Below are 24,474 nucleotides of genomic sequence, written 5' to 3' on the forward strand. Positions count from 1 at the left end.
TAAAGCTACCTAATCAATATCGGAGTGCCGGATGGCCAACGATGGGGTACACGATCCAGTCAACACCGGACGTCGGCGTTTTCTTTCTGCCACCACAGCCGTGGTGGGCGCCGTCGGCGTCGGATTCACCGCAGTTCCTTTCATCAAATCCTGGAATCCCAGTGCCCGCGCCAAGCTTGCCGGCGCACCGGTGGTGGCCGACATCAGCGCCCTGCAGGAAGGCCAACGCCTGATCGTGGAATGGCGTGGCCAGCCGATCTGGATCGTCAAACGGTCCAAGGCGATCCTCGATGCGCTGCACGGGCTGGACGGCCGTCTCAAGGACCCCGAGTCCGGCGAGAAGGACCAGCAGCCGGAGTACGTGCTGAAGCAGAACCCCGAGCTGCGCTCGATCAAGCCGGAGATCTCCGTGCTGGTCGGGCTGTGCACGCACCTGGGCTGCTCGCCGGAAATGGTCGCCGAGATCCGGCCCGAGCCCTACGATCCGCAGTGGAAGGGCGGTTACTTCTGCCCGTGCCACAAGTCGCGTTTCGACATGTCCGGCCGCGTCTTCAAGGACGTGCCGGCGCCGATCAACCTGAAGGTGCCCGCGCACCACTACCAGGACGACAACACCATCATCATCGGTGTCGATCCGCAGGGGGCTGCCTGATGGCCAATATCCTCAGCCGTACCGCCAGCGGCGTCGCCGACTGGGTCAATACCCGCGCGCCGGGCCTGATGCCGGTCTACCGCAAGCACGTCAGCGAGTATTACGCGCCGAAGAACTTCAACATCTGGTACTACTTCGGTTCGCTGGCGCTGCTGGTGCTGGTCAACCAGATCGTCACCGGCATCTTCCTGACGATGCACTACAAGACCAACGCCGCCGAGGCGTTCGGTTCCATCGAATACATCATGCGTGATGTGGAGTGGGGCTGGCTGATCCGCTACATGCACTCCACCGGGGCCTCGCTGTTCTTCATCGTGGTCTACCTGCACATGTTCCGCGGCCTGCTGTACGGCAGTTACCAGAAGCCGCGCGAGCTGGTGTGGATCCTGGGCATGCTGATCTACCTGGTGCTGATGGCCGAAGCCTTCATGGGCTACGTGCTGCCATGGGGCCAGATGTCGTTCTGGGGCGCCAAGGTCATCATCTCGCTGTTCGGCGCGATACCGGTGATCGGCAACGGCCTGACCGAGTGGATCATGGGCGACTACCTGCCCAGTGACGCCACGCTCAACCGCTTCTTCGCGCTGCATGTCATCGCATTGCCGCTGGTGCTGTTGCTGCTGGTGGTGCTGCACCTGGGCGCGCTGCACGAAGTGGGTTCGAACAATCCCGATGGCGTGGAGATCAAGAAGGGGCCGAAGGGCAACCGCTGGTCGCCGAACGCCCCGGCCGACGGCATTCCGTTCCATCCCTATTACACGCTCAAGGATGGCGTCGGCGCCGGCTTCCTGCTGATCATCGCCGCCTTCATCATCTTCTTCGCGCCCGGTTTCGGCGGCCTGTTCCTGGAGCACGACAACTTCACCGAGGCCAACCGCCTGGTGACCCCGGAGCACATCAAGCCGGTCTGGTACTACACGCCGTACTACGCGATGTTGCGCGTGGTGCCGAACAAGCTGGGCGGCGTGCTGGTGATGTTCTCGGCCATCGCGATCCTGTTCCTGGTGCCGTGGCTGGACAAGGCGAAGGTGAAATCGGTGCGCTACCGCGGCTGGATCTCGAAGGTGATGCTGGGTGTACTGGCGGTGTGCTTCGTCTGGCTGGGCGTGATCGGCTCCGGCCCGGGTACCGACGTGCACGAGACCTACATCGGGCGGGTGCTGACCTTCCTGTACTTCGCGTTCTTCATCACCATGCCGCTATGGACAAGGTTGGACAAGACCAAGCCGGTACCGGAGAGGGTGACCACGCATGACTGAGCGCTGGATGGTCCGACTGGCCCTGGCGGCCACCTTGATGCTGGGCAGTTTCCTGGCCTCCGCCGCCGAGGGCGGCGCCAAGCTGCTGCAGGCCGGCAACGACCTCGGTGACCGCGCCTCGCTGCAGCGCGGCGCACAGCTGTACATGAACTACTGCTCCGGCTGCCATGCGCTGAAGTACCTGCGCTATTCGCGGATGGCGCAGGACCTGGGGCTGACCGAAGAAGAGGTGATGAACAACCTCAACTTCACCGGCTCGGCGATCGGCGACCCGATCCCGGTGGCGATGCCCAAGGAGAACGCCGAGAAGTGGTTCGGCAAGATGCCGCCGGACCTCAGCCTGATTTCGCGCGTGCGTGGCAGTGACTGGGTCTACACCTATCTCAAGTCGTTCTACCTTGATACCAGCCGGCCGCTGGGCTGGAACAACGCGTTGTTCGCGAACGCCTCCATGCCCAACCCGCTGTGGGAAATGCAGGGCCTGCAGCATGCCGTGCATGGCAAGCCCGAGGCCCCCGGCATGGACCCGCCGGTGACCGGCCTGCGCATCGAAACGCCCGGTTCGGTGGATGCCGGCCAGTACGACCAGGCCGTGCGGGACATCACCAACTTCCTCGAATACGCCGGTGAACCGGCCGCGCTCAAGCGCCAGCAGTTGGGCGTGTGGGTGATCCTGTTCCTGGCCCTGTTGACCTTCCTGCTGTACCTGCTGAAGAAGGAATACTGGAAGGACGTTCACTGATTCTGCCGCCGACCATTGCATGGGCCTATTGGCTTTTGTGATGGTCGGTTGCACACTCGGGGAGGAGTCGACCGCTGGCACGGTGCCGGCGGCGCCGATGCGGCAGGCGGTCTCCTGTCGTGGGAGAGCCTTTGATGGCGGCGAGCGTACGCATGCGCAATACACTGACGCTGTTTTCCTCGAACGACGATGTGCTGTGCCACCGTGTACGTCTGGTGCTGGCGGCGAAAGGGGTCACGTTCGACTTCGTTCCGGTCGATCCGCAGAACCCGCCTGAAGACCTGATCGATCTCAATCCGTACCACTCGGTGCCGACCCTGGTCGAGCGCGAGCTGGTGCTGTACGCGGCGTCGGTGGTCAGCGAATACCTGGACGAGCGCTATCCGCATCCGCCACTGATGCCGGTCGATCCGCTGTCGCGTGCGCGCATCCGCCTGGCCATGCTGCGCATCGAGCACGACTGGGTACCGCAGGTGCAGGCCATCCAGCTGGGCAACAAGACCCAGGCCGAGGCCGGCCGCAAGCGCCTGAAGGAGTTGCTGACCGCCTCGCTGCCGCTGTTCAAGGCCAGCAAGTTCTTCCTCAACCCGGAAATGAGCCTGGCCGACTGCGCGATGGCGCCGATCATCTGGCGCCTGCAGTCGCTGGACGTGCCGCTGCCGAAGGACGGCAAGGCGATCGAGGACTACGGCAACCGCATCTTCCGCCATCCCGGTTTCGTCCGCAGCCTGACCGATCAGGAAAAGAAACTGCGCGATCTGCCGGTCTGATCCGGCCCCGCATTACCCGTCTGCACGCCGACCGGCGTGCAGGCGATCCGCCCCGGCGGGGCGCCGGGCGCGTACACTTCACGCATGACCGAAGACTTCTTCCACATGAGCAGCCACCGCCCGTACCTGCTGCGGGCGCTGGTGGAATGGATCAACGACAACCAGCTGACCCCGCACATCCTGGTCGACGCCGGCGTCCCCGGCGTGCAGGTCCCGCCTTCGGCGGTCAAGGATGGCCGGGTTGTGCTCAACATCGCTGAACGCGCTGTCGTGCGGCTGATGATCGACAACGAGATGGTGAGCTTCTCGGCGCGCTTCTCCGGCACCAGCTACCCGGTGCAGGTGCCGATCAGCGCCGTGCTGGCCGTCTACGCCCGCGAGACCGGGCAGGGCATGGCATTGCCGGATGACATTCCGGGCAACGAAACCGCGCCGACCAGCGACGAGCTGCTGCACGAGGAAGGCACGCCGCCGGACGATACGCCGCCGGCCAGTCCGCCGCCGAAGGGGCGCCCGAACCTGCGCGTGGTCAAGTAATCCCTCTGACGCCGCCCCGATGGGCGGCGTTTTCCTTTACAGGATTTACCGGTGGGTGCCGACCGTTGGTCGGCACTCAAAGCCCTTAGACATCCTCGGCATCCTCCGCATCCGGCCGGATCTGGCTGATCCGCGCCGCGCCCGGGCCAGTGAACGAGATCAACTGGTCGCCGCGCAGCACCATGCGGCCCACGTGGCGATCGATGCCATCGTAGGAATACTCGAACTTGAACGTGCGCTCGAAACCGAGCCGGCCATCCTCGCCGCGCGACAGGCGCAGGCCGGTGGCATGCACCGCCTGGTCCAGCCATTGCACGTCGGCTGCGCGGCAGGCATTGCGTCCCAGCTCGACCGCGCGCTCGGCGGCCGAACGCGCAGCGTTCCAGAAGAAGTATATGATTCCGCCGGCAATCAGCAACAGCAGCAGGGTGGGCATGGCGTCAGCCGTCAGAGGTCGATTCCGCAAAGATGGCGGCGAACGAGCGCTGGATCAAGCGCTGGATTCACCGCCGCGGCTGCGGTTCGCCGGATACCGGTTGCGCGGGCACGATGACCGGTTGCGGTGTCGGGGCGGGCTGCATCGGCGTCGCAGTGGGCGAGGGCATCACCAGCGGTGATGTGGCGGTCAACTGCAGCAGCGCCGCCCAGTCCTGCCGGTTGAAGCTGCATTCGTCCTCGCGGCCCGGCGTGCAGCTGGGGTCGATGCCGGTGCTGTTGCGTTCGCGCGCGGGCGGCAGCTTGATCAGTCCGGTGCGGTCCAGAGGCAGCAACCGCATCGCCACGGTGTTCATCACGTTGCCGCCGACCAGGTACAGGGTCTGGTCGCCGCCAAGATTGGCCGCTACCACCACTTCGCAATGTGATTTCCAGTGGCCCACCGAGCCATTGCCCAGTGCCTGCACCAGCCCGCTGTAGCTGAGCGTGGTGCTGCGGTCGCGCAGGAAGCACAGCAGGTCGCCCGGTGCGGGCTTTGCGGTCGCGGGATCGACCAACCGGTACGGCACGCCCGAGGGGCCGCCCTGGTACGCGGCACGGATGTAGTCGATGTGGCGTGGCGAGGTGTTGAAGCCGGGAACGCCGGACTGCACCATCACCCAGGAAATGAACGCGGCTGACCACGGGTTGTCGACCAGGAAGGCGCGGCAGTCGCTGTCGGTGTAGCGCGTACCCAGCGGTGCCAGGCAGCTGTTGGCGCCGGCGATGCTGCCCATTGCGTTGAGCGTGCCGCTGTTGCGCCAGTAGCCGGCCACGCGCTGCCAGGCGATCAGGCCGTTGTCGGCCAGGTGATCGCTTTCGGCCTCGGTGACACTGAGGCTGGCGGCGCGGCCATCGCGATCAATGAAGGGCCGGAACCACAGCCGGTGCTCGTTGCAGGCGGTATTGCGGATGGCCACCGCCAACGGGCTCAGGCCGAAGCGGGGCGGCACATCGCAGGCTTCGGCGGCCGCGGCGGACAAGGGGGCTGCGGCCAGCAGCAGGCAGGCAGGCAAGAGCATCCGGCGCATGCGCGGCTCCTGTGGGGGATGACCGCAGCGTCGCAGCGCTGTCGTGAACGCCGGGTGTGAGAACCGGGTCAGGCCTCAGCCCGGCGGCGGGCCCAGCTTCAGCGACAGATCAATCGCCTGCACGTGCTTTGTCAGGCCGCCAATGGAGATGCAGTCCACGCCGTCCTCGGCGATCGAACGCAGGCCACCCAGGCCCACGCTGCCGGACACTTCCAGCGGAATGCGGCCCGCCGTGATGCGCACCGCCTCGCGGCGCAGGTCGGGGCTGAAGTCATCCAGCAGGATGCGTTCGCAACCAGCCTCCAGCGCCTGGCGCAGCTGCGCAAGATCCTCGACCTCGACCACCAGCGGCAACCCAGGCCATTGCCGGCGTGCGGCAGCCACGGCTGCGGCCAGTGAACCGGCAGCGCGGATGTGGTTTTCCTTCAGCATCACCGTGTCGTACAGGCCGAAACGATGGTTCTCTCCACCGCCGCAGCGCACCGCGTACTTCTGCGCCAGGCGCAGGCCGGGCAGGGTCTTGCGGGTGTCGAGGATGCGCGTGCCGGTGCCGGCCACGGCCGCCACGTAGCGCGCGGTGGTCGTGGCGGTGCCGGACAGCGTCTGCAGGAAGTTCAGCGAAGTGCGCTCGGCGCTCACCAGGCTGCGGCTGCGCCCGTGCAGCAGCGCCAGTACGGTGCCGGCGGTGACCGTGTCGCCCTCGGAGACATGCCATTCGATGCGCACGTCCGGATCGAGTGCGCGGTGGGTGGCGTCGAACCAGGGGCGGCCGGCGATCACCCCGTCCTGCTTGCACAGCAGGTAGGCGCTGTCGGCCTGGTCGGGCAGCAGGGCGGCGGTGACGTCGCCGCTGCCCAGGTCCTCGGCCAGCGCACGCGCGACATCGGCGGCGACAACGGCCGCATCCGGCGTCGGCAGCGTGCTCATGCGGCCGGGAAGTCTGCGATCTGAGCGGTGGGGATGGCTTCCTCGGCCAGCAGCACCGGGATGCCATCGTCAACGCGGAACACCTGCTTGCGGTCGCGGGTGACCAGCGCTTCGCGCAGCGGCTGCGCCAGCGAGTTGCCATCGGCCTTGTTCACCGCGCCGGCGGAAATGGCCTTGTTGAGGGCTTCCAGGCCCTTGCCATCCAGCAGGGACAGGGGCTGGCGGGTGTCCGGTGACACCAGCAGGTCGAGCAGCTTGCGATCCATGGTTCTTCGTCTTGCGTGGAAGATGGCTAGAATACGTCTTTAAGGCAGGTGACGGCCAATGACCCCCAACCCGATCGCGCCGCTTGTCGGCATCGTCATGGGTTCCCGTTCCGACTGGGAAACCATGCAGCACGCCGCCCAGAAGCTTGAAGCTCTGGGTGTTCCGTTCGAAGTGAAGGTAGTGTCCGCGCATCGGACGCCGGATGTGTTGTTCAGTTACGCCGAGCAGGCGGGCCCGCGTGGCCTGCGCGCGATCATCGCCGGTGCCGGCGGGGCCGCGCACCTGCCGGGCATGATCGCCGCCAAGACCGCCGTTCCGGTGCTGGGCGTGCCGGTGCAGTCCAAGGCCCTCAACGGCATGGATTCGCTGCTGTCGATCGTGCAGATGCCAGCCGGCATCCCGGTCGCCACCTTCGCCATCGGCAATGCCGGCGCCTCCAACGCCGCGCTGTTCGCCGCCGCAATGCTGGCCAGTGACCAGCCGGCGATCGGCCAGGCGCTCGACGCGTTCCGCGCACGCCAGACCGAAGACGTGATGGCCCACGACGATCCGCGCCAATGAGCCTGACCGTCGGCATTCTGGGTGGCGGCCAGCTCGCCCGCATGATGGTACTGGCCGGTGCGCCGCTGGGATTGCGCTTCGAACTGTACGACCCCGCAGCCGACGCCTGCAGCGGCCCGCTGGCGCCGCTCACCGTCGGTGCCTTCGATGACCGCCAGGCGCTGGCGGATTTCGCGGCCAAGGTCGACGTGGTCACGTTCGATTTCGAGAACGTGCCGGCCGACAGCGCGCAGTTCCTGGCCGACCGCGTGCCGGTCTACCCGCCGCCGGCCGCACTGGCCGTGGCCCAGGACCGGTTGAGCGAGAAGACCCTGTTCCAGCAGCTGGGCATTCCGCTGCCGGCCTTCGCTGACATCCGCAGCCGTGACGAGTTGGCCGCGAAGGCTGCCGAGTTCGGTCTGCCGTGCATCCTCAAGACCCGCCGCCTCGGTTACGACGGCAAGGGTCAGTTCCGCCTGCGCAGCGAGGCCGACATCGATGCCGCATGGGATGCGCTGGGTGCGCAGGTCGAGCGTACTGGTCTGATCCTGGAAGGCTTCGTGGCCTTCCAGCGGGAGGTCAGCGTGGTTGCCGTGCGTGGCCGCGATGGCAGCTTCGAGGCTTGGCCGGTCACCGGCAACTGGCACGTAGACGGCGTGCTGTCGGCCAGCGTGGCGCCGGCCGTGTTGTCGGCCGCCGAGCACGAGGCCGCGATCGGCTATGCCCGTCGCGTCGCCGAGCACCTGCAGTATGTCGGCGTGTTCGCGCTGGAGCTGTTCTGCCGCGATGGCGAGCTGTTGGCCAACGAGATGGCGCCGCGCGTGCACAACTCCGGCCACTGGACCATCGAAGGCAGCGAGACCTCGCAGTTCGAGAATCACCTGCGCGCTGTGCTGGGCCTGCCGCTGGGCAGCACCCGCATGCTCGGCCATGCCTGCATGCTGAACTGGCTGGGCGCGATGCCGGACCCCGCGCCGGTGCTGGCCCAGGCCAGCGGCCACTGGCACGACTACGGCAAGGAGCCGCGTGAGGGCCGCAAGGTTGGTCATGCCACGCTGCGCGATGATGCTGCTGATGCACTGGCCGATGCACTGGACCAGGTGGGTCTGGAGCTGGGTCGCCAGGCCCAGGTGGCGCCGGCGGTACACGCGCTGCGCAACCGCTGAACCCGGTAGCGCCGGCCGCTGGCCGGCAATGCAACGATGTGGCGCGCCGGTGCAGGCATCGGCGCAACATTCCCGGTGGTAGCGTGGAGCTCCTTTCACAGGAGTCACGACCATGCTCGACTGGAATGCCTACCGCAAGGAACTGAAGGGCCGCATCGGCGAGATCGGCAAGCTCTCGCCGGATACGGTCAAGGGCTATGCCACCCTGGCCAATGCCGGCGCGCAGACCAACCACCTGGATGCCAAGACCCGCGAGCTGATCGCGCTGGCCGTGGCAGTGACCACCCGCTGCGACGGCTGCATCACCGTGCATGTGGATGCAGCGCTGAAGCACGGCGCCAGCCGCGAGGAAATCGCCGAGGCGCTGGGCGTGGCAGTGTCGCTCAATGCAGGCGCCGCGCTGGTGTACTCGGCGCGGGTCATGGACGCGGTGGCCGCGCACGAGAGCGCGTGAAGCTCCGTACTGTTTCCCGGTAGTGCCGGCCCCTGGCCGGCAGATTCGCCATCTCTGTACACCGATGGGGATGCCGGCCAGCGGCCGGCACTACCCCTTGGCGGAGCCGCTGCCTCAGCGCAGCTGGCTCTCGGCGAATTCCCAGTTGACCATCTGCCAGAACGCGTCCAGATAGCGCGCGCGATCATTCTGGTAGTCGGTGTAGTAAGCGTGCTCCCAGACGTCGCAGCACAGCAGCGGGGTGCTTTCGCCGGTCAATGGCGTGCCGGCGTTGCGGGTGGCCTGCAGGCCCAGCTGCCCGCCCGGATGCTGCACCAGCCACACCCAGCCCGAGCCGAACAGGCCCAGTGCGGTGCGGTTGAATTCCTCGCGCAGGCGCTGCACGTCGCCGAACTGGCGCTTGACCAGCTCGCCCAGCCGCCCCTGCGGCTCACCGCCGCCGCGCGGGCGCAGGCACTGCCAGTAGAAGCCATGGTTCCAGGCCTGGGCGGCGACATCGAACAGCGTGCCCTGGGCGTGGCGGACGATCTCTTCCAGTGACGCTTCCTCCCACTCGGTGCCGAGGATGCCGGCGTTGACGGCATCGACATAGGCGCGATGGTGGCGGCCGTGATGCAGTTCCACGGTCTGTGCGGACAGGTGCGGCTGCAGGGAGCCGGAGAGGTAGGGCAGGGCAGGCAATTCGACAGGCATGGACAGGTTCGTGGCCAGGGGGCGGCGGCAGCCGGTTCCATCCGCTTACAATGGCGGCTACCGTGGGCAGTCTAGCCGACCACCACGGTCGGTTTGTCCGGCGAAGCAAGGAGTGTGGTTGTGGCGGTAATGCAGCAAATCCAGGCCGAGGTCGATCGTTACCCGCTCGTGCTGTTCATGAAGGGCACCCCGCAATACCCGATGTGCGGCTTCTCCAGCCGCGCCGTACAGGCGTTGATGGCGGCCGGCGCGGTCACCCTGCGCACCGTCAACGTGCTGGAAGAGCCCGAGATCCGCGCCAACCTGCCGCGCTTTTCCAACCTGCCGACCTTCCCGCAGCTGTTCATCAACGGTGAGTTGATTGGCGGCTGCGACATCGTCCTGGAGCTGTTCGAAGCCGGCGAGCTCAAGCGCATCGTCGAAGAGGCGACCCAGGGATGAGTGCCTGGCCATCGACGTCACCGACCGACGGGGCGCTCGATGGCCGCCCGTTGCAGGATCGCGTGGTACTGGTCGCCGGTGCCGGTGGTGGGCTGGGCAGTGCTGCGGCAGTGGCTGCTGCAGCCGCTGGGGCCACCGTGGTCCTGCTGGGCCGCAAGCCGCGGCGCCTGGACCGTGTCTACGCCCAGGTGCAGGCGGTCGGCCCGGAACCTCTGCTGTACCCGTTGGACCTGGAAGGCGCAGGCCCCGACGACTATGCCGAGCTGGCCCAGGCCCTGCAGCGCGAGCTGGGGCGGCTGGACGGCCTGCTGGTCTGTGCCGCCCACTTCCCGGGCCTGACCCCGTTCGAGCTGGCCGACCCAGCCAGTTTCGCCCGCGCGGTGCACGTTACCTTGACCGCGCCGGCCTGGCTGGCCCAGGCCTGCCTGCCACTGCTGCGGCAGCGCGAAGATGCGGCGCTGGTGTTTGCGGTCGATGCCCCCGACCGGGTCGGGCAGGCTTACTGGGGCGGTTACGGTGTGGCCCAGCATGGCCTGCGTGGCCTGATCGCCAGCCTGCATGACGAACTCGGCCGCAGCCCGGTACGGGTCAGTGGTCTGTACCCCGGCCCGCTGCGCACAGCCCTGCGGGCCCGGGCGTATTCCGTCGACCAGGACCCGGCCGCCCAAGGCCCGGAGGCCGCCGCCGCTGCGGCCGTGACCCTGTTGTCCGGTGCTGGCGCCACCTGGCGCGGCCGGATTCTCGATGCCAGCGGGGCGTCCCCGGCCGAGTGAGCGCCGGGGAAAGGCGGAGTGAAGAACCCGTCACGATTGCGTTGCGATCCGGTGCCGTTTGTCGCACAACCGTCACATTGATGGCGTAGCGTGTTAATCTAGTGTTAACCGTTGTGGCTTCCTTCAGCCAAGCGGTAGGGAACCCCAGATAAATGTCCGACCAGCCACCCGCAGGGCTGTTTGGATGCGCTTTTTTTCCGCCATCGCCAACTCGCATCGAGGCTACCGAAAAATGACCCACCCACTCCGGATGTCCAAGCTCACCCTTGGTCTCGTGGCTGCGCTCGCCGCCGCTCCCGCCTTCGCCCAGAGCACCTCTGCCGGTGTCGGCGGCCAGGTGATGTCCGCCGCAGGCCAGCCTGTGGTCGGCGCTGAAGTCACCATCACCCACACCGAGTCGGGCACCGTTTCGCGTGCCACCACCGATGCGTCGGGTCGCTACAACGCGCGCGGCCTGCGCGTGGGTGGCCCGTACACCATCACCATCACCAAGTCCGGTGAAGGCACCAAGACCGAAGAGGGTGTCTTCCTGAACCTGAACCAGGTCAACACGGTCAACGCCAATCTGGGCGGTGATCTGGCCGCGACCAACCTGGACGCCGTGAACGTTGTCGCCACCGCCGGCGGCCTGGACCTGTTCAGCGCCACCAAGATGGGCAGCGGCACCAACGTGACGCGCGAAACGATGGACGCGCTGCCGTCGGCCAACCGCAACATCCAGGACTATATCCGCCTGGATCCGCGCATCTCGCAGGTCAGCAAGGCTGACGGCGCGATCTCGGCCGGTGGCCAGAACACCCGTTACAACGCCATCCGCATCGACGGCATCAGCGCCTCCGATCCGTTCGGCCTGGGCTCCAACAACCTGCCGACCGAGCGTCAGCCGGTGTCGATGGACGCCATCCAGGAAATCAACATCGACCTGGCCAACTACGACACCACCATCGCTGGTGGTACCGGTGCGGTGATCAACGCCGTGACCAAGTCGGGTACCAATGAGTTCCACGGCACCGTGTACGGTTCGTACCGCGACAAGGACATGGTCCGTTCGCGCCTGGAAGGTGATCGTACGGACTTCAACGGCTTCAAGGACGAGAAGACCTACGGCATGACCTTCGGCGGCCCGATCGTCAAGGACAAGCTGTTCTTCTTCACCAACTACGAAAAGTACGAGCGTAGCGGTGGCGGCGTCAGCCTGAGCGAAAGCCCGTACAACAAGGATCCGGCGAAGGGGGGCATCAGCGACGCCGACATCTCGGCCGTGCAGAAGCGCATGGCGGAACTGGGTCATCCGGTGGGTAGCGTCAGCGACCTGAACAACAAGACCGAGATCGAAGAGTACGCGGTCAAGCTGGACTGGAACATCAACGAGAACCACCGTGCGGCCCTGCGCTACAACAAGATGAAGCAGGACGTCGTCCGCTTCCCGCAGGTCAGCAGCAGCGCACTCTCGCTGAGCGATTTCTGGTACACCCAGCCGACCCAGTACGAAACCTGGATGGGTGAGTTGTTCAGCGACTGGTCCGAGAACTTCTCGACCGAGTTCAAGATCTCGCACAAGGACTACTCGTCCAACCGCGTCGCTGCCTCGCACCTGCCGCAGATGCGCGTCCGTTTCGGCAACAACTCGCTGTACCTGGGTACCGAGCAGAACACCCACACCAACCTGGTCGAGTCGAAGGAACTGAGCGCCTTCGGTGCCGGTACCTGGTACGTCGGTGACCACACCATCAAGTTCGGTTTCGATTACACCGACAACGACCTGATGAACTTCTACGGCCGCAACCTGTACGGCGCGTATGACTTCCGTGACCTGGCCTCGTTCCTGAAGGGCACCGCGAACGGCTACCAGCTGCGCGTTCCGCGTCCGGGCGGCAGCCTGGATGACATTCCGGCCAAGTTCCATCTGAAGAACACCGGTCTGTTCATCCAGGATACCTGGGCGGTCAACTACAACCTGAGCCTGATGTTCGGCGTCCGCGTGGACATCCCGGACTTCACCAGCCAGACCAAGTACAACGCCGACATCCAGACGCTGTATGGTTACAACAACACCAAGCTGGTGGACAAGAGCCTGATCCAGCCGCGTGTCGGCTTCAACTACACCTTCGACAGCGATCGCCCGACCCAGCTGCGAGGCGGCGTGGGCCTGTTCGGCGGCGCTGCCCCGAACGTGTGGCTGGCAGGTGCTTACCAGAACACCGGCCTGAACTACGTCGAGTACAACGTTCCGGGTAATCCGGGTGGCTTCAGCGTCGATGCCGACAATCCGTTCATTCCGGACCCGTCGCGTATCGTTGCGCGCCAGAACGTCGACATCATCAACCCGGGCACCCGCCTGCCGTCGGTGTGGAAGGCCAACCTGGCCTTCGATCACGAACTGCCGTGGTACGGCATCGTGGCATCGGCCGAACTGCTGTTCACCAAGGTCAAGGATGGCCTGTACTTCGAACGCCTGGACCTGACCGATGGCAAGGGCAATGGCCCGACCTTCGTGTCCGCACAGGACGGTCGTGAGATCTACTGGAACGACAAGGGCCTGAACCAGGCCAACAGCAAGATCGACAACCGCAGCGGCGACAACCTGGGCATGGAGAACGGCACCAACGGCGTGCTGAACCGCAACTACCGCCCGAACAACATCGGCGACGTGCTGCTCCTGCGCAACACCAACAAGGGCCGTGGCAGCCAGGCGACCTTCTCGCTGGCCAAGCCGCTGACCGAGAACTGGGGCTGGTCGCTGGGTTACACCTACACCCAGTCGAAGGAAGTGAGCCCGCTGACCAGCTCGCAGAACACCTCGAACTGGAACAACACCCAGATCCTGAACGCCAACGAGAACATCGCGTACAACTCGCGCTATGCGATCAAGGACCGTGTCACCGGTACCCTGGAGTGGAAGCACAACTTCTTCGGTGACAACGCCACCCGCGTCGGTCTGTTCTATGAAGGCCGTTCGGGCCGTCCGTACAGCTACGTGTTCTACAACGATGCCAACGGCGACAGCGCAATCGGCAACGACCTGTTCTACGTGCCGAAGGGCCCGGGCGACGTGATCTTCGTGGGTGGTGCAACCATGGAGCAGAAGTTCTTCGACTGGCTGGCGCAGAATCCGGAACTCGATGCTTACCGTGGCAGCACGGTGCCGGCCAACCAGCACCGCGCCAAGTGGGTCAACAGCTTCGATGTCCGCATCAGCCAGGAGTTCCCGGGCTTCGCGAAGACCCACAAGGGTGAGATCGCGCTGGACATCATGAATGTCGGCAACCTGCTCAACAAGAAGTGGGGCCTGATCGACGACTACGGCTTCTACGCCACCCGTCGCGTGGGCAACTTCGCAGGTATCGATCCGGCCACCGGCAAGTACGTGTACTCGTTCACCGGCGCGGATGATTCCTCGGTCCAGGAAAACAACAACGACAAGGGCAACACCGCCGTGTCGCGCTGGTCGATGCAGCTGACCGTGAAGTACAAGTTCTGATCCGTCAGAGCCTGAAGCAGTAAGTGGAAACGGCCGGGGAAACCCGGCCGTTTCCCGTTCAGGCGAAAGTTCTTGCAGGTCACCTGGCATCGGCGTAGCATCCAGAAATGTGCGCGGTGCCAACGCCGCCGATGCGGTCCCGGAAAGGCGAACGCGGGAAGCACACATCCAACGGTCGGGCTTCCCGGCCGTTTTGCTTTTTAAGGGGGCGGCAGTACAGTCGGAAACCTTGAAGGAAGCGAAAAATTGGACATGACCACGAACGAAAAATCAGCCCGTGCACTGCCGGTGCAGGACGCGCGGATCTACCCGCGCGGTGGGCTGGATGTGCTGTCGCGGGCCGAAGTGGCCCGCCTGCGCGATGCGTCTGCCGGCGGTATGCACGAGCTGCTGCGCCGCTGCGCGCTGGCCGTGCTGACCAGCGGCAGTGCCTCTGACGATCCGCGCGCGGCGCGCGATCTGTATCCCGATTTCGACATCCAGGTGGCGCAGCAGGATCGCGGCGTGCGTATCGACCTGGTCAATGCGCCGGCAATGGCCTTTGTCGACGGCGAGATCATCCGCGGTGTCGCCGAACTGCTGTTCGCGGTGGTGCGTGACCTGGCCTACATGGCCATCGAGATGGGCCCGGCCTACGCGGCCGAGCTGGAGTCGTCCGAGGGCATCACCAACGCGGTGTTCGGCCTGCTGCGCAATGCGCGCATCCTCAACCCGGGCGACCCGAACCTGGTCGTGTGCTGGGGTGGCCATTCGATCTCGCGCGACGAATACCTGTATACCAAGCAGGTGGGCTACGAGCTGGGCCTGCGCGGCCTGGATATCTGCACCGGCTGCGGTCCAGGCGCGATGAAGGGCCCGATGAAGGGCGCCACCATTGCCCACGCCAAGCAGCGCCGCACCGTGACGCGCTACATCGGCCTGACCGAGCCGGGCATCATCGCGGCCGAGTCGCCGAACCCGATCGTCAACCACTTGGTGATCATGCCGGACATCGAGAAGCGCCTTGAGGCCTTCGTCCGCATCGGCCACGGCATCATCGTGTTCGCCGGTGGCGTCGGCACCGCGGAGGAAATCCTGTACCTGCTCGGCATCCTGCTGCGCGAGGAAAACAAGGACCTGCCGTTCCCGCTGATCCTGACCGGCCCGACGGTGGCAGCGCCGTACTTCGAGCAGATCGACCGCTTCATCCGCCTGACCCTGGGCGATGCGGCCGCCGAGCGCTACGAGATCGTCATTGGCGACCCGGTGGCGGTGGCCAAGAAGATGGCCAACGGCATCAAGCGCGTGCGTGAGCACCGCCTGGCACAGAAGGACTCGTTCTTCTTCAACTGGTCGATCGAGATTCCGTGGGAGTACCAGCAGCCGTTCGTGCCGACCCACGAGGCAATGGCCGCGCTGGACCTGCACCACGGACGTGCCCCGCACGCGCTGGCGGCCGACCTGCGCCGGGCGTTCTCGGGCATCGTTGCCGGCAACGTGAAGGAAGACGGCATGCGCCGCATCGAGCAGTTCGGGCCGTTCCAGATCCATGGTGACCCGGACATGATGCAGGCCCTGGACGCGCTGCTGCGCGCCTTCGTCGAACAGCGCCGGATGAAGATCTCCGGCGAATACCAGCCCTGCTACCAGGTGCTGGCCTGAGCCTGCGCCGGCGCGATGGGGATCGCGCCGGGACAGGCGGGGGAGGGCGGGCCGTCAAGGCGTTGACGCCCGTCACCCCGGAATGACCGTTCATCCTGCCGCCGCTTGCCGGTGGCAGGACGATGGCCCATCGTGGCCATCAACACGCTGGGGAGCGTCCAATGTCTTTGCGCCGGCAAAACGGCTTTACGCTGGTTGAGTTGATGGTCACGATCATGGTCCTGGCCGTGCTCGCCACGATCGCCTTTCCCAGTTTCCAGGGCACCCTGCGATCCAATCGCATCGCTACCGCGAGCAACGAGTTGATCGCTTCACTCGCATTGGCCCGCAGCGAGGCGGTAAAGAATCGTCGTGGTGCGGGTGTCTGTGCGTCGTCTGCGGGCAGTACATGTGATGGCAAAAGCTGGGCTGACGGCTGGCTGGTCTGGGCGGACACCAATGGAGATGGTGCGCTGAGCGCTGGGGAGACCGTGCTCCGCTACAGCGCCGGTCGGCCGGGTCTGACTACGGCGGGTACGCCAGATCTGTCCGTGGGTTTTGACCCACGTGGTCGCAACCGCGCGAATGCATCGCTGGACCTGACCCTGCGCCCGGACACCTGCGGCAAGCAACCGCTGCAACGAACGTTGCGCATTTCGCCGACCGGACAGGTCCGGCTGTTAAAGGAGGATTGCAAGTGAGGCCGTCCCGATCCCGTTCCCCGCGCGGCGTGCAAGGGGGCTTCAGTCTGATCGAAGTGCTGATCGCCATTCTCGTGCTTGGCGTTGGCCTGCTCGGTTTCGCGCTGATGCAGACCATGAACGTGCGCTTCGTCCAGAGTGCCAACTACCGCACCCAGGCGACCAATCTGACCTACGAGATGCTGGACCAGCTGCGGGTGAATCGGAAGATGGCGCCGGTCTATGTCGGCGACTATACCGCCACCACGTCCAGCAAGAACTGCTTACCTCCCACCGGCAAGGACATCAGCAAAGACGCCTTCACCCTGGATTGGAGGTGCCGCCTGGGCAAGGCGCTGGGCGACGGCGCTACGGGGAAAGTAACCCGGAACGGTGACCAGTACTCGGTCAGCGTGAGCTGGGGGGATGAGCGCTGGAATGCCGATGCCGGTGACACCACGTTCACTGCCAGGAGTGGCTTGTGATGCGCGCCTCATGCTCTTCATCCCGACACATGTCGGGTCTTTCCATGGTTGAGCTGATGATCGCACTGGCCATTGGTGTGATCGTCATGCTCGGCGTGGTGCAGGTGTTTGCAGCATCGAGGGCGGCCTACCAGCTGTCCGATGGCCTGGCGCGGGTGCAGGAAAACAGTCGCTTCGCGATGGATGCCCTGCAACGCGAACTTCGCATGGCCGGGCATTTCGGCTGTGTCAATGACCAGGGACGAAATACACCGGACAATGCCTCGCTGTTCAGTACCTTCGCAACGGCTCCGCATCCGGCGCTGGACTTCCAGACATCGATCCAGGGCTTTGAAGCTACCGGAACCGCGCCGGGAGCGGCGGTTACCCTGACAGCCGCACCCGCAACCGGCGGAACCGACTACAAGCCCGCGCTGCCTGCCGAGTTTGCTGCGGCCATGCCCAACCGAGTCAATGGCAGCGACATCGTGGTGCTGCGTTACCTGATGCCGGATGGTGTGCCGATCACCGCCATTGGCGGCGTTCCAGGCAAGCCGATTTTCAGTTTTGACAAAGCGCGCCTTGCGGTACTGCAGAGTGGTGTCTCCAACCCGGGGCTGTATGGTGCGGCCGACTGCGCCAGCGTCACGATCTTCCAGGCGCGCGCGGTGGACAAGGGCGCCGGCACCGTCACCTTTGGGGATGCGCCGAACAATGCAGGGAACTTCACCCGTCCGGTCACCACCGGTCAGGCGATGCTGCACCGTGCAGAAAGCGCGCTGTACTACATCGGCTATGACGCCGCCATTGCCCGTTCTTCGTTGTATCGCGTGCGCTTCACCGCCATCCCCAATGGCGCGCTGGTGGCCAATGCGCCGGAGGCACTGGTGGAGGGCGTAGAAAACATGCAGTTGTTGTATGGCCAGGACCGCGGGCTTACCGACGTTTATCCAACCGGTTTCATTGATCGCCAGGGCACTGCCGAAACGGTGCAGGGGTCTACCAATCCGGCCGCGAATGGTTGGCGTCGTGTCGGCGCCGTGCAGCTGGGGATGGTGATGTCCAGTCCGGATCCATCGGCGGCGCCGCAGGCCGACCAGAACGCTGCGCTCACTTCGCTGGGCGTGACGTTCACGACGCCGGCAGACGGTCGCATGCGCGCTGTCTATCAAACCACCATCGCCCTTCGCAACCGCCTCTTTGGCAACTGAGGCTCGCATGTACACACGCCCGCGTCTTCCTTCCTTCACAGCACGCCGGCAGCAGCGAGGCGCTGTGCTGTATGTCGCCCTGATTATGTTGATCCTGCTGGCTCTTATCGGCATCGCCGGCATGCAGGTTACCGGTATGCAGGAGCGCATGGCGGCCAACTACCTGCGTTCCAATCAGGCGTTCCAGAACGCTGAAGCCGACGTGCGTACCCAGGAGGCGGCCATCAAGACAGCCATCGAAAGCGGCGGCGTTTTCGAGGCCAACCAGGAAGAATGCAGTCCGGTATTCGACCCGGCAACCTGGGCCGATGGCAAGACTGCGGCTGCGGCATTCCATACCCGGCGCCTTGATAAGTGCGTGATGGGCGGCGGAGGGACCGGCCTCGGGGGCCGGAAGAACGAAGAGACCGAAAACATCTACCAGATCACCGTCCTGGCCAGTGACGATCCGGCCAATCCATCTTCCAGCGCTGTCATCGATACGATCTTCATTCCATGAACACTTCGCGCCGCTTCTCCCGCATCGTCTCGACTCCCTGGCTGCGCGCGGGCGCTGCCGTTGCCGTGCTGGCTGGGGTGGGGGCGTTGGTCTACCCGCTGTTCGCTGCGCTTGGCGACTACGACATCGCGCAGGAGCCGTTGTACAGCAAGAAGACCCAGCCGCCGCTGATGATGATGGTGATGTCGCGCGACGAGCAGCTGTTCAACAAGGCCTACAGCGATTACAGCGACCTGGATGAGGATGGCACCCTCGACACCACATACCAGGACAAGTTCGATTACTCCGGTTACTTCGATTCCAACCTCTGCTATTCCTACGCCAGCGGCCAGTTCAAGGCCAGTGCACAGGCCGGCGGCACCTGGAAGCACAGCTGCGGTGGAAGCTGGTCCGGCAATTTCCTGAACTGGGCAACGATGAGTCGCCTGGACGTGATGCGCTACGTGCTGTACGGCGGCCATCGCATCACCGACAGCGCCGCCAGCACCGTGCTGGAGCGCGCGCAGATCCCCAACGATCTGCACGCGTGGGTAAAGGTATACAGCGGCAGTGATATCAACAGTTTCACCCCGTACAAGACCACCATGTCCTTCTGCAACGCCACCATCGAATCCGGTGGTGCACCGCTGATGCGCGCTGCGTCGGGCAACTGGGGCGAGTGGGCGGCCACCGCCAGCCGCCAGTGCATCACCGGCCGAAGCGATGAAGGCAAGGCTGATTCACCTGGCTCTGCCACCAACTTCAACGTCCGGGTTGAGGTCTGCGCCAGTGGCAGCGGAGCTTTCCCGGAGGCGTTCTGCCGCAAGTACAACGATGGCACAAGGGACTATCTGAAACCGGCTGGGCTGCTGCAGTCGTATGGCGAAAGCGGCCGTCTTCGCTTCGGTCTGGTCACGGGTACCTATGTCAATCCGCGCGATGGTGGCGTGGTGCGGCGGAACATCGGAAAGATCGCAGGCAACGGCACCGGATTCTGTGCGGCCGGCGACGAAATCAACCTGTCCAACGGTCAGTTCTGTAACAGCTTGTCCGGTGGTGCGGAAGGCATCATCAATACCATCTCCAACTTCCGTATCGACCAGTGGAACTGGAGCAATAACTGGAATGACTGCAACGACTACAGCATCCTCAACCGACAGGGCTTCGGTGACAGAGGTAATCTGACCGATCCGGGCAATGCCTCGAAGAAGTGCAGTGCCTGGGGCAATCCCCTGGCCGAGATGTATGCCGAAGCTGTGCGCTACATCAAGGGTGAAACCAAGGGCATCTACAGTGCGTCCGGAGACCTGAGCGGGCTGCCCAATGCGGTTGCCTGGAAGGATCCCTACCGCTCCCCGAACGATGGCGGCAACTCCTACTGCGCCACCTGCAACATCCTGGTGATGTCCTCAGGCCTGCCGTCGTTCGATAGCGACAACATCGGGTCGATCAATGGCCTGGCACCTGCGGCGTCGGCAACGGATGCGATCGGCAATCTTGAAGGCATTACTGGTGGCAGTTACATGGCTGGCCGCGTCGGCCTGACCGAGCGCTATGCCTCGATCAATACCCATGAGGACATCTGTCGCGCGGCCAAGGTTACTGGCCTGTCGCTGGTGCGTGGCATCTGCCCGGATGTGCCTTCCACGGAAGGCAGCTACCTGATGGCGGGCTTGTCAAAGGCCGCGGCCGAGACCGACCTTCGTCCGGGCGTGCAGAACAAGCCGGATACCTACAAGCTCACTGCGACCACCTATACCGTGGCCATGGCTGAGAGCCTGCCCAAGTTCGAGATTCCGGTGGGCAACGGCAAGATCACCCTGGCCCCACTGTGCCAGGCCAACAATACCGGTACGGCAAAAATCACCAGCAATGGCTGGCGCAGTTGCTTCCTCGGTTCTGTTGGTATCGGCACCAAACAGTCTACGGTCTCGCCGAATTTCGTCTATGGACGAACTTATCGCGCAGACGGCAAGGCTGGCAGTTTCTCGCTGGTATGGGAAGACTCGTTGTGGGGCAATGACCACGACAACGACGTTGTCTCCATGCTCAGCTACTGCGTGGGCGCTACCTGCAACGACGGCGACAACACGAATTTCCGCAACATCTGCTGGCGCTCCAGCAGTGCGGAGTGCAGCAACAATGCTGTACGCAATACCGTGGGCAGCGATGAGGTGCTGGTCCGCATTGAGAATCTTTCTGCCTATGCCGGCAACGCGATGCTCACCGGCTACACGATCGTGGGTTCGAACGCGGCCGACAACGTGCAGCGACTGGTACTGCGGCCCGGCGACAAGAACGGTTCGGTGCTGACGACCACCTCGGCTCCTCCGGCAGAATGGACAGGTGCCATTGTCCTGCGCTACCGCCTGGGAAGCGGCCAGGCCAATCAGTTGGAGAGCCCGCTGTGGTACGCCGCCAAGTATGGCGTGCCGGCTGGCAAGAAATGGGACAGCAAGGTGCCTGGCGTGCCGGACAACTATTTCCTGGCGCGCAATCCGGCCAAGCTGAAGTCTGCGCTGGAGTCGATCTTCGACAGTGCTGCCGCGGGCGAGGCGCCGGTGGGGGGCAGCGCGACTGGCGCCCGGGTCAACGCAGGTTCCTTCACCGTCTCGGCGCACTACACGGTACCGTCGGGATCCAATGACTGGACTGGCGATCTCATCGCCCGTCAGACCCTCTCCAATGGCGAAGTTGGCCCTGAGCTGTGGCGGGCGTCGACCAGGATGAGCGCTTCGGGCCGCAATATCGTGGTGTCGACTGCGCCGACTTCTGTGAACAAGTCCAATCAGTTGATTCCTGTAGCAGCGGCAGATTTCACTGCGGACAACATTCCCGGCCGCGACCGCGCCGAGAAACTGGGCAACCTGGGGCTCAATACCGTTCCCAATTGGTTCGGTTCGCATACGGTTGCCGATCTCGTCAGCTATCTGCGTGGTTCACCGGTCAGCGGGTTCCGTCCGCGCAGTGTACTGCTCGGCGACATCGTCAATTCCAGTGTTGAGATTGTTTCCACCCGGGATGACTACGGCTATACATCCTGGAAGGAGCAGGGCGGGATAGGCTGGAAGACCACACTGGGTACCCGCTACAAGGCCTATCTGACATCGAAGACTGCGTCTGGCGGCCCGCCCTCGATGGTCTATGTCGGGGCCAACGACGGCATGCTGCACGGATTCAATGCCGGCACCGGAACCGCGGCCGGCACTGAACAGTTCGCCTACATTCCCTCCACGTCGCTGCAGCACATGGCCGAACTGGCCAACCCTGCCTATGGCCATCGCTACTACGTTGACGGCGGACTGACGGCATCCGACGTCCACTACGGCGAGGCGTGGCATACGGTACTGGTAGGGACCACCGGCGGTGGCGGTGCCACGCGCGGCCCGTCCGCCACGGCAGTCGGTAACGGCTCGGTGTTTGCGCTGGATATCAGCAATCCAACGGCGTTCAACAGCGGCAACGTGCTGTGGGAGATTTCCGGCAAGACCGAATCGGACATGGGCTTCGCGTTCGGCAAGCCGGTGGTGGTGCCTGTCGCTGGCACTGATCCGAACGGCGCGCCGCGATTTGTTGCACTGTTCGGTAACGGCGTCAATTCGAGTACGGGCCGTCCTGTGTTGTATGTGGTCGACATCCAGAGCGGTGAGGTACTCAAGCGCCTGTATCCGAGCGGGGGCAAGTACGCGATCGCCAATGGCCTCAACCACGTCACAGCGGTGGCACTGCACAACAGCAGCAGCCTGGCCGATACCGTGTACGGTGGTGACATGCAGGGCAACATCTGGCGCTTCGATCTGCGGGGGGGCGACCCCACGGCATGGAATGTGTCGCTCAGCGGTACACCACTGTTCACCGCCATGCGCAGCGCGGTGGCGCAACCGATCACCGGAGCGATCCAGACGTCTGCGGGGCCGGGTGGGGGCGTCAGCCTGTTCTTCGGTACCGGTCGTTATTTCACCGCCGATGACAACGCCGTTACCCGCAATTCACCTGTGCAGACGCTGTACGGAATATGGGACAACCTCAGCGACGCGATCTCCAGCCGCGACGTGCTGGTGGGGCAGTCGATCAGTGCCAATGGTGCAGCATTCCGCGACATATCCAGCAACGCGGTGGACTATTCAACAAAGCGTGGCTGGTACGTTGATCTGATCGTGGATACCACGGTGGAGGGTGAGCGCTTCTTTGGATATCCGACGTTGCAGGGTGGCACGGTGATGTTCACCACGTATGTGCCTGGACAGTCCGTCTGCGGTACAGGTGGTGGCGTCAACTGGCGCTATCGGCTGAACATGGCCACCGGCCAGCCCGCGATGGGCGGCCTCACCGACGAAGTGGGGGGGGATCCGCTGTGTGGCGCGAATTGTGGCGCCGGGGCGTTGACTCGCGGCGGCGACGTCGCGACGGGGGCTCCTGTGCTGGATACACAAGTCAGTACATCGATGCGCAAGGGCTGCGACCCCAGCGATCCGAAGTGCTCGGTCGATGGTTCGATTGACCGGTGCATCGTGACGCTGAACACTCCGGGCGCGGATACTGCATACGGCCAGCGTGCCTGCGGTCGCCAGTCCTGGCGGCAGATCCGCTGATGACCATGAACATGAGATCGCCCATGCACGCACCCTCAAACCGCCGCTTTGCAGCTGGGTTCACCCTGATCGAGCTGATGATCACCGTAGCCGTGATCGCCGTTCTGGCAGCCGTAGCCCTGCCGTCCTACCAGCGTCATGTGCTGAAGACCAACCGGGCCCTGGCCAAGGCTGATCTGGTCGAGATCGCACAGCTGCTCGAGCGCTACCATACGGTGCAGAACAGCTATGACGGTTTCTCACTGCCGTTCAACCAGTCGCCGCGCCAGGGCAACAAGCGCTACACGCTGTCCCTGAACGGCAAGGCCACGGCCAGCACCTACACGCTGCAGGCGGTGCCGGAAACCGGCCAGGACAAGGATGTGTGCGGCACGCTGACGCTGGATCAGGCCGGACGCAAGACTCCGGACAAGAAGACCAATGCGGAGTGCTGGTAGCGGTTGAGCATCGCGGCTGGAAAAAGGGCTTGCGCTGGCCGCCAAACGCTGGCTAAAATGCGCACCCCGCCCGAATAGCTCAGCCGGTTAGAGCACTTGACTGTTAATCAGGGGGTCGTTGGTTCGAGTCCAACTTCGGGCGCCAGATTCGAAAAAGCCGCGAGAAACCGCGGCTTTTTTCGTTTCCACGATGGCATTGCAGGTTTCAGCAGGGGGTGGACCTGCGCGGGCGCTGGCTCCTGACCCGTCCGGGGACGCTGATGATGACGCGGCTGTGCTCCTGTCCATCCACGCACAACACGATGGACTGGTTGGTACCGGCATTGCGGCCGTCGGGCCGGAACCGCACGTCGGGTCGATGATCGCTGGTGTGCAGGTCGACATGACGCTGGCGTGTCCCGTGCACGCGCAGTTCCCTTGCGGCGGCGGTCGCGCTGTTGGCCGGTTCGACCTGCACCCGCCAGCCCTGGCTCCATGCCTGGTCACACATCATGCCGTCCGACGATCCGCAGACCGTCACGCGGCGGCGTTCGGTGATGGCGGCGCTGCGCGCCATCGACAGGCTGGCGACCAGTTCGGCGCGCAGCGCTTCCGCCTGGAAGTGCCGCAGCGTGCGTTGCCAAGGGCCCCAGGCCAACGCCAGCAGGACCGACAGCACCATGACGGCGATCAGCAGCTCGATCAGATGGAGCCCGCGGTGGAGCCGGGCAGGGCGAAGACGATGGGACATGCCTCCAGCCTCGACGTACGCCGGGGCATTCACCATCAGCCAACGCCGCGCTCAC

At 64.6% G+C, this 24,474-nt stretch carries 24 protein-coding genes and 1 tRNA gene; 19 read left to right on the top strand and 6 right to left on the bottom strand.

Going from position 1 to position 24,474, the window contains the following annotated elements; genetic code table 11:
- Positions 1–31 precede the first annotated feature (31 nt).
- The 5 genes from petA to ACSYS9_RS07145 all read left to right on the top strand — a co-directional run bounded on the left by petA (position 32) and on the right by ACSYS9_RS07145 (position 3,960).
- On the top strand, positions 32–652 hold the full coding sequence (gene petA / locus ACSYS9_RS07125) for a ubiquinol-cytochrome c reductase iron-sulfur subunit (RefSeq protein WP_049423262.1): 621 nt from the start codon (positions 32–34) through the stop codon (positions 650–652).
- On the top strand, positions 652–1,911 hold the full coding sequence (locus tag ACSYS9_RS07130) for a cytochrome b (RefSeq protein ID WP_071228396.1): 1,260 nt from the start codon (positions 652–654) through the stop codon (positions 1,909–1,911). Before petA ends, ACSYS9_RS07130 begins: the two co-directional genes overlap by 1 nt.
- On the top strand, positions 1,904–2,653 hold the full coding sequence (locus ACSYS9_RS07135) for a cytochrome c1 (protein ID WP_049423258.1): 750 nt from the start codon (positions 1,904–1,906) through the stop codon (positions 2,651–2,653). The genes ACSYS9_RS07130 and ACSYS9_RS07135 overlap by 8 nt, the downstream gene beginning before the upstream one ends.
- Before the next feature lie 134 nt (positions 2,654–2,787).
- Complete coding sequence (locus ACSYS9_RS07140) at positions 2,788–3,423, top strand: glutathione S-transferase N-terminal domain-containing protein (RefSeq protein WP_005408842.1); 636 nt, start codon at positions 2,788–2,790, stop codon at positions 3,421–3,423.
- 84 nt (positions 3,424–3,507) lie between these two features.
- On the top strand, positions 3,508–3,960 hold the full coding sequence (locus ACSYS9_RS07145) for a ClpXP protease specificity-enhancing factor (RefSeq protein ID WP_071228395.1): 453 nt from the start codon (positions 3,508–3,510) through the stop codon (positions 3,958–3,960).
- A gap of 85 nt (positions 3,961–4,045) precedes the next feature.
- Here the strand turns inward: ACSYS9_RS07145 and ACSYS9_RS07150 are convergent, their stop codons facing one another.
- From ACSYS9_RS07150 to ACSYS9_RS07165, 4 genes are all read right to left on the bottom strand, one after another.
- Positions 4,046–4,396 carry a DUF3301 domain-containing protein gene (locus tag ACSYS9_RS07150; protein WP_049423257.1) on the bottom strand — a complete coding sequence of 117 codons (351 nt, stop codon included), beginning with the start codon at positions 4,394–4,396 and terminating at the stop codon, positions 4,046–4,048.
- A gap of 67 nt (positions 4,397–4,463) precedes the next feature.
- A complete protein-coding gene (locus ACSYS9_RS07155; protein ID WP_071228394.1) occupies positions 4,464–5,465 on the bottom strand; it encodes a DUF2272 domain-containing protein in 1,002 nt (333 codons plus the stop codon).
- Between the two features lie 75 nt (positions 5,466–5,540).
- Entirely contained in the window at positions 5,541–6,392 is an 852-nt protein-coding gene (gene nadC, locus ACSYS9_RS07160) for a carboxylating nicotinate-nucleotide diphosphorylase (RefSeq protein ID WP_071228393.1), read from the bottom strand.
- Entirely contained in the window at positions 6,389–6,658 is a 270-nt protein-coding gene (locus ACSYS9_RS07165) for a Trm112 family protein (protein WP_071228392.1), read from the bottom strand. Before ACSYS9_RS07165 ends, nadC begins: the two co-directional genes overlap by 4 nt.
- A 58-nt stretch (positions 6,659–6,716) precedes the next feature.
- Between ACSYS9_RS07165 and purE the strand changes: the two genes are divergently transcribed.
- From purE to ACSYS9_RS07180, 3 genes are all read left to right on the top strand, one after another.
- Positions 6,717–7,220: a 5-(carboxyamino)imidazole ribonucleotide mutase gene (purE, locus tag ACSYS9_RS07170; RefSeq protein WP_005412808.1), complete on the top strand. Its 504-nt coding sequence runs from the start codon at positions 6,717–6,719 to the stop codon at positions 7,218–7,220.
- On the top strand, positions 7,217–8,365 hold the full coding sequence (locus ACSYS9_RS07175; RefSeq protein WP_032128885.1) for a 5-(carboxyamino)imidazole ribonucleotide synthase: 1,149 nt from the start codon (positions 7,217–7,219) through the stop codon (positions 8,363–8,365). Before purE ends, ACSYS9_RS07175 begins: the two co-directional genes overlap by 4 nt.
- A 112-nt stretch (positions 8,366–8,477) precedes the next feature.
- A complete protein-coding gene (locus ACSYS9_RS07180; protein ID WP_004152082.1) occupies positions 8,478–8,819 on the top strand; it encodes a carboxymuconolactone decarboxylase family protein in 342 nt (113 codons plus the stop codon).
- A 114-nt stretch (positions 8,820–8,933) separates the two neighbouring features.
- Here ACSYS9_RS07180 and ACSYS9_RS07185 read toward each other — a convergent pair whose 3' ends face one another.
- A complete protein-coding gene (locus tag ACSYS9_RS07185; RefSeq protein ID WP_071228391.1) occupies positions 8,934–9,512 on the bottom strand; it encodes a superoxide dismutase in 579 nt (192 codons plus the stop codon).
- Between the two features lie 120 nt (positions 9,513–9,632).
- On the opposite strand from ACSYS9_RS07185, the gene grxD reads away from it, so the two are divergent.
- The 11 genes from grxD (at position 9,633) to ACSYS9_RS07240 (ending at position 23,834) form a co-directional block, all read left to right on the top strand.
- Entirely contained in the window at positions 9,633–9,953 is a 321-nt protein-coding gene (gene grxD, locus ACSYS9_RS07190) for a Grx4 family monothiol glutaredoxin (protein WP_005408852.1), read from the top strand.
- Complete coding sequence (locus ACSYS9_RS07195) at positions 9,950–10,726, top strand: SDR family NAD(P)-dependent oxidoreductase (protein ID WP_049399918.1); 777 nt, start codon at positions 9,950–9,952, stop codon at positions 10,724–10,726. Before grxD ends, ACSYS9_RS07195 begins: the two co-directional genes overlap by 4 nt.
- A 232-nt stretch (positions 10,727–10,958) precedes the next feature.
- Positions 10,959–14,207 (top strand): TonB-dependent receptor, encoded by a 3,249-nt coding sequence (locus ACSYS9_RS07200; RefSeq protein ID WP_081352304.1) that lies wholly within the window; start codon positions 10,959–10,961, stop codon positions 14,205–14,207.
- A gap of 252 nt (positions 14,208–14,459) precedes the next feature.
- A complete protein-coding gene (gene ppnN / locus ACSYS9_RS07205; RefSeq protein ID WP_010486098.1) occupies positions 14,460–15,848 on the top strand; it encodes a nucleotide 5'-monophosphate nucleosidase PpnN in 1,389 nt (462 codons plus the stop codon).
- A 161-nt stretch (positions 15,849–16,009) separates the two neighbouring features.
- Complete coding sequence (locus tag ACSYS9_RS07210; RefSeq protein WP_049412580.1) at positions 16,010–16,528, top strand: GspH/FimT family pseudopilin; 519 nt, start codon at positions 16,010–16,012, stop codon at positions 16,526–16,528.
- Complete coding sequence (pilV, locus tag ACSYS9_RS07215; protein ID WP_010486096.1) at positions 16,525–16,992, top strand: type IV pilus modification protein PilV; 468 nt, start codon at positions 16,525–16,527, stop codon at positions 16,990–16,992. The genes ACSYS9_RS07210 and pilV overlap by 4 nt, the downstream gene beginning before the upstream one ends.
- A gap of 56 nt (positions 16,993–17,048) precedes the next feature.
- The gene (locus tag ACSYS9_RS07220) at positions 17,049–18,182 is read left to right on the top strand and encodes a PilW family protein (protein ID WP_081352316.1); all 1,134 of its coding nucleotides are present in this window, start codon (positions 17,049–17,051) and stop codon (positions 18,180–18,182) included.
- 7 nt (positions 18,183–18,189) lie between these two features.
- A complete protein-coding gene (locus tag ACSYS9_RS07225) occupies positions 18,190–18,681 on the top strand; it encodes a pilus assembly PilX family protein (RefSeq protein ID WP_071228388.1) in 492 nt (163 codons plus the stop codon).
- Positions 18,682–19,115: 434 nt separating this feature from the next.
- On the top strand, positions 19,116–23,252 hold the full coding sequence (locus ACSYS9_RS07230) for a pilus assembly protein (RefSeq protein ID WP_440568982.1): 4,137 nt from the start codon (positions 19,116–19,118) through the stop codon (positions 23,250–23,252).
- 23 nt (positions 23,253–23,275) lie between these two features.
- Complete coding sequence (locus ACSYS9_RS07235; protein WP_049412583.1) at positions 23,276–23,689, top strand: type IV pilin protein; 414 nt, start codon at positions 23,276–23,278, stop codon at positions 23,687–23,689.
- Positions 23,690–23,757: 68 nt separating this feature from the next.
- Positions 23,758–23,834 (top strand) — tRNA-Asn (locus ACSYS9_RS07240).
- A 60-nt stretch (positions 23,835–23,894) separates the two neighbouring features.
- Here ACSYS9_RS07240 and ACSYS9_RS07245 read toward each other — a convergent pair.
- A complete protein-coding gene (locus tag ACSYS9_RS07245) occupies positions 23,895–24,419 on the bottom strand; it encodes a GspH/FimT family pseudopilin (protein ID WP_071228386.1) in 525 nt (174 codons plus the stop codon).
- Positions 24,420–24,474 lie beyond the last annotated feature (55 nt).

Origin of the sequence: Stenotrophomonas sp. STK17_22, assembly GCF_051983905.1 — a bacterium.
Lineage (GTDB): Bacteria > Pseudomonadota > Gammaproteobacteria > Xanthomonadales > Xanthomonadaceae > Stenotrophomonas > Stenotrophomonas maltophilia_A.

Coding starts and splice junctions, on each gene's coding strand:
- petA (WP_049423262.1), top strand. CDS start 32: ATGGCCAACGATGGGGTACACGATCCAGTCAACACCGGACGTCGGCGT.
- ACSYS9_RS07130 (WP_071228396.1), top strand. CDS start 652: ATGGCCAATATCCTCAGCCGTACCGCCAGCGGCGTCGCCGACTGGGTC.
- ACSYS9_RS07135 (WP_049423258.1), top strand. CDS start 1,904: ATGACTGAGCGCTGGATGGTCCGACTGGCCCTGGCGGCCACCTTGATG.
- ACSYS9_RS07140 (WP_005408842.1), top strand. CDS start 2,788: ATGGCGGCGAGCGTACGCATGCGCAATACACTGACGCTGTTTTCCTCG.
- ACSYS9_RS07145 (WP_071228395.1), top strand. CDS start 3,508: ATGACCGAAGACTTCTTCCACATGAGCAGCCACCGCCCGTACCTGCTG.
- ACSYS9_RS07150 (WP_049423257.1), bottom strand. CDS start 4,396: ATGCCCACCCTGCTGCTGTTGCTGATTGCCGGCGGAATCATATACTTC.
- ACSYS9_RS07155 (WP_071228394.1), bottom strand. CDS start 5,465: ATGCGCCGGATGCTCTTGCCTGCCTGCCTGCTGCTGGCCGCAGCCCCC.
- nadC (WP_071228393.1), bottom strand. CDS start 6,392: ATGAGCACGCTGCCGACGCCGGATGCGGCCGTTGTCGCCGCCGATGTC.
- ACSYS9_RS07165 (WP_071228392.1), bottom strand. CDS start 6,658: ATGGATCGCAAGCTGCTCGACCTGCTGGTGTCACCGGACACCCGCCAG.
- purE (WP_005412808.1), top strand. CDS start 6,717: ATGACCCCCAACCCGATCGCGCCGCTTGTCGGCATCGTCATGGGTTCC.
- ACSYS9_RS07175 (WP_032128885.1), top strand. CDS start 7,217: ATGAGCCTGACCGTCGGCATTCTGGGTGGCGGCCAGCTCGCCCGCATG.
- ACSYS9_RS07180 (WP_004152082.1), top strand. CDS start 8,478: ATGCTCGACTGGAATGCCTACCGCAAGGAACTGAAGGGCCGCATCGGC.
- ACSYS9_RS07185 (WP_071228391.1), bottom strand. CDS start 9,512: ATGCCTGTCGAATTGCCTGCCCTGCCCTACCTCTCCGGCTCCCTGCAG.
- ACSYS9_RS07195 (WP_049399918.1), top strand. CDS start 9,950: ATGAGTGCCTGGCCATCGACGTCACCGACCGACGGGGCGCTCGATGGC.
- ACSYS9_RS07200 (WP_081352304.1), top strand. CDS start 10,959: ATGACCCACCCACTCCGGATGTCCAAGCTCACCCTTGGTCTCGTGGCT.
- ppnN (WP_010486098.1), top strand. CDS start 14,460: ATGACCACGAACGAAAAATCAGCCCGTGCACTGCCGGTGCAGGACGCG.
- ACSYS9_RS07210 (WP_049412580.1), top strand. CDS start 16,010: ATGTCTTTGCGCCGGCAAAACGGCTTTACGCTGGTTGAGTTGATGGTC.
- ACSYS9_RS07220 (WP_081352316.1), top strand. CDS start 17,049: ATGATCGCACTGGCCATTGGTGTGATCGTCATGCTCGGCGTGGTGCAG.
- ACSYS9_RS07225 (WP_071228388.1), top strand. CDS start 18,190: ATGTACACACGCCCGCGTCTTCCTTCCTTCACAGCACGCCGGCAGCAG.
- ACSYS9_RS07230 (WP_440568982.1), top strand. CDS start 19,116: ATGCGCTACGTGCTGTACGGCGGCCATCGCATCACCGACAGCGCCGCC.
- ACSYS9_RS07235 (WP_049412583.1), top strand. CDS start 23,276: ATGCACGCACCCTCAAACCGCCGCTTTGCAGCTGGGTTCACCCTGATC.
- ACSYS9_RS07245 (WP_071228386.1), bottom strand. CDS start 24,419: ATGTCCCATCGTCTTCGCCCTGCCCGGCTCCACCGCGGGCTCCATCTG.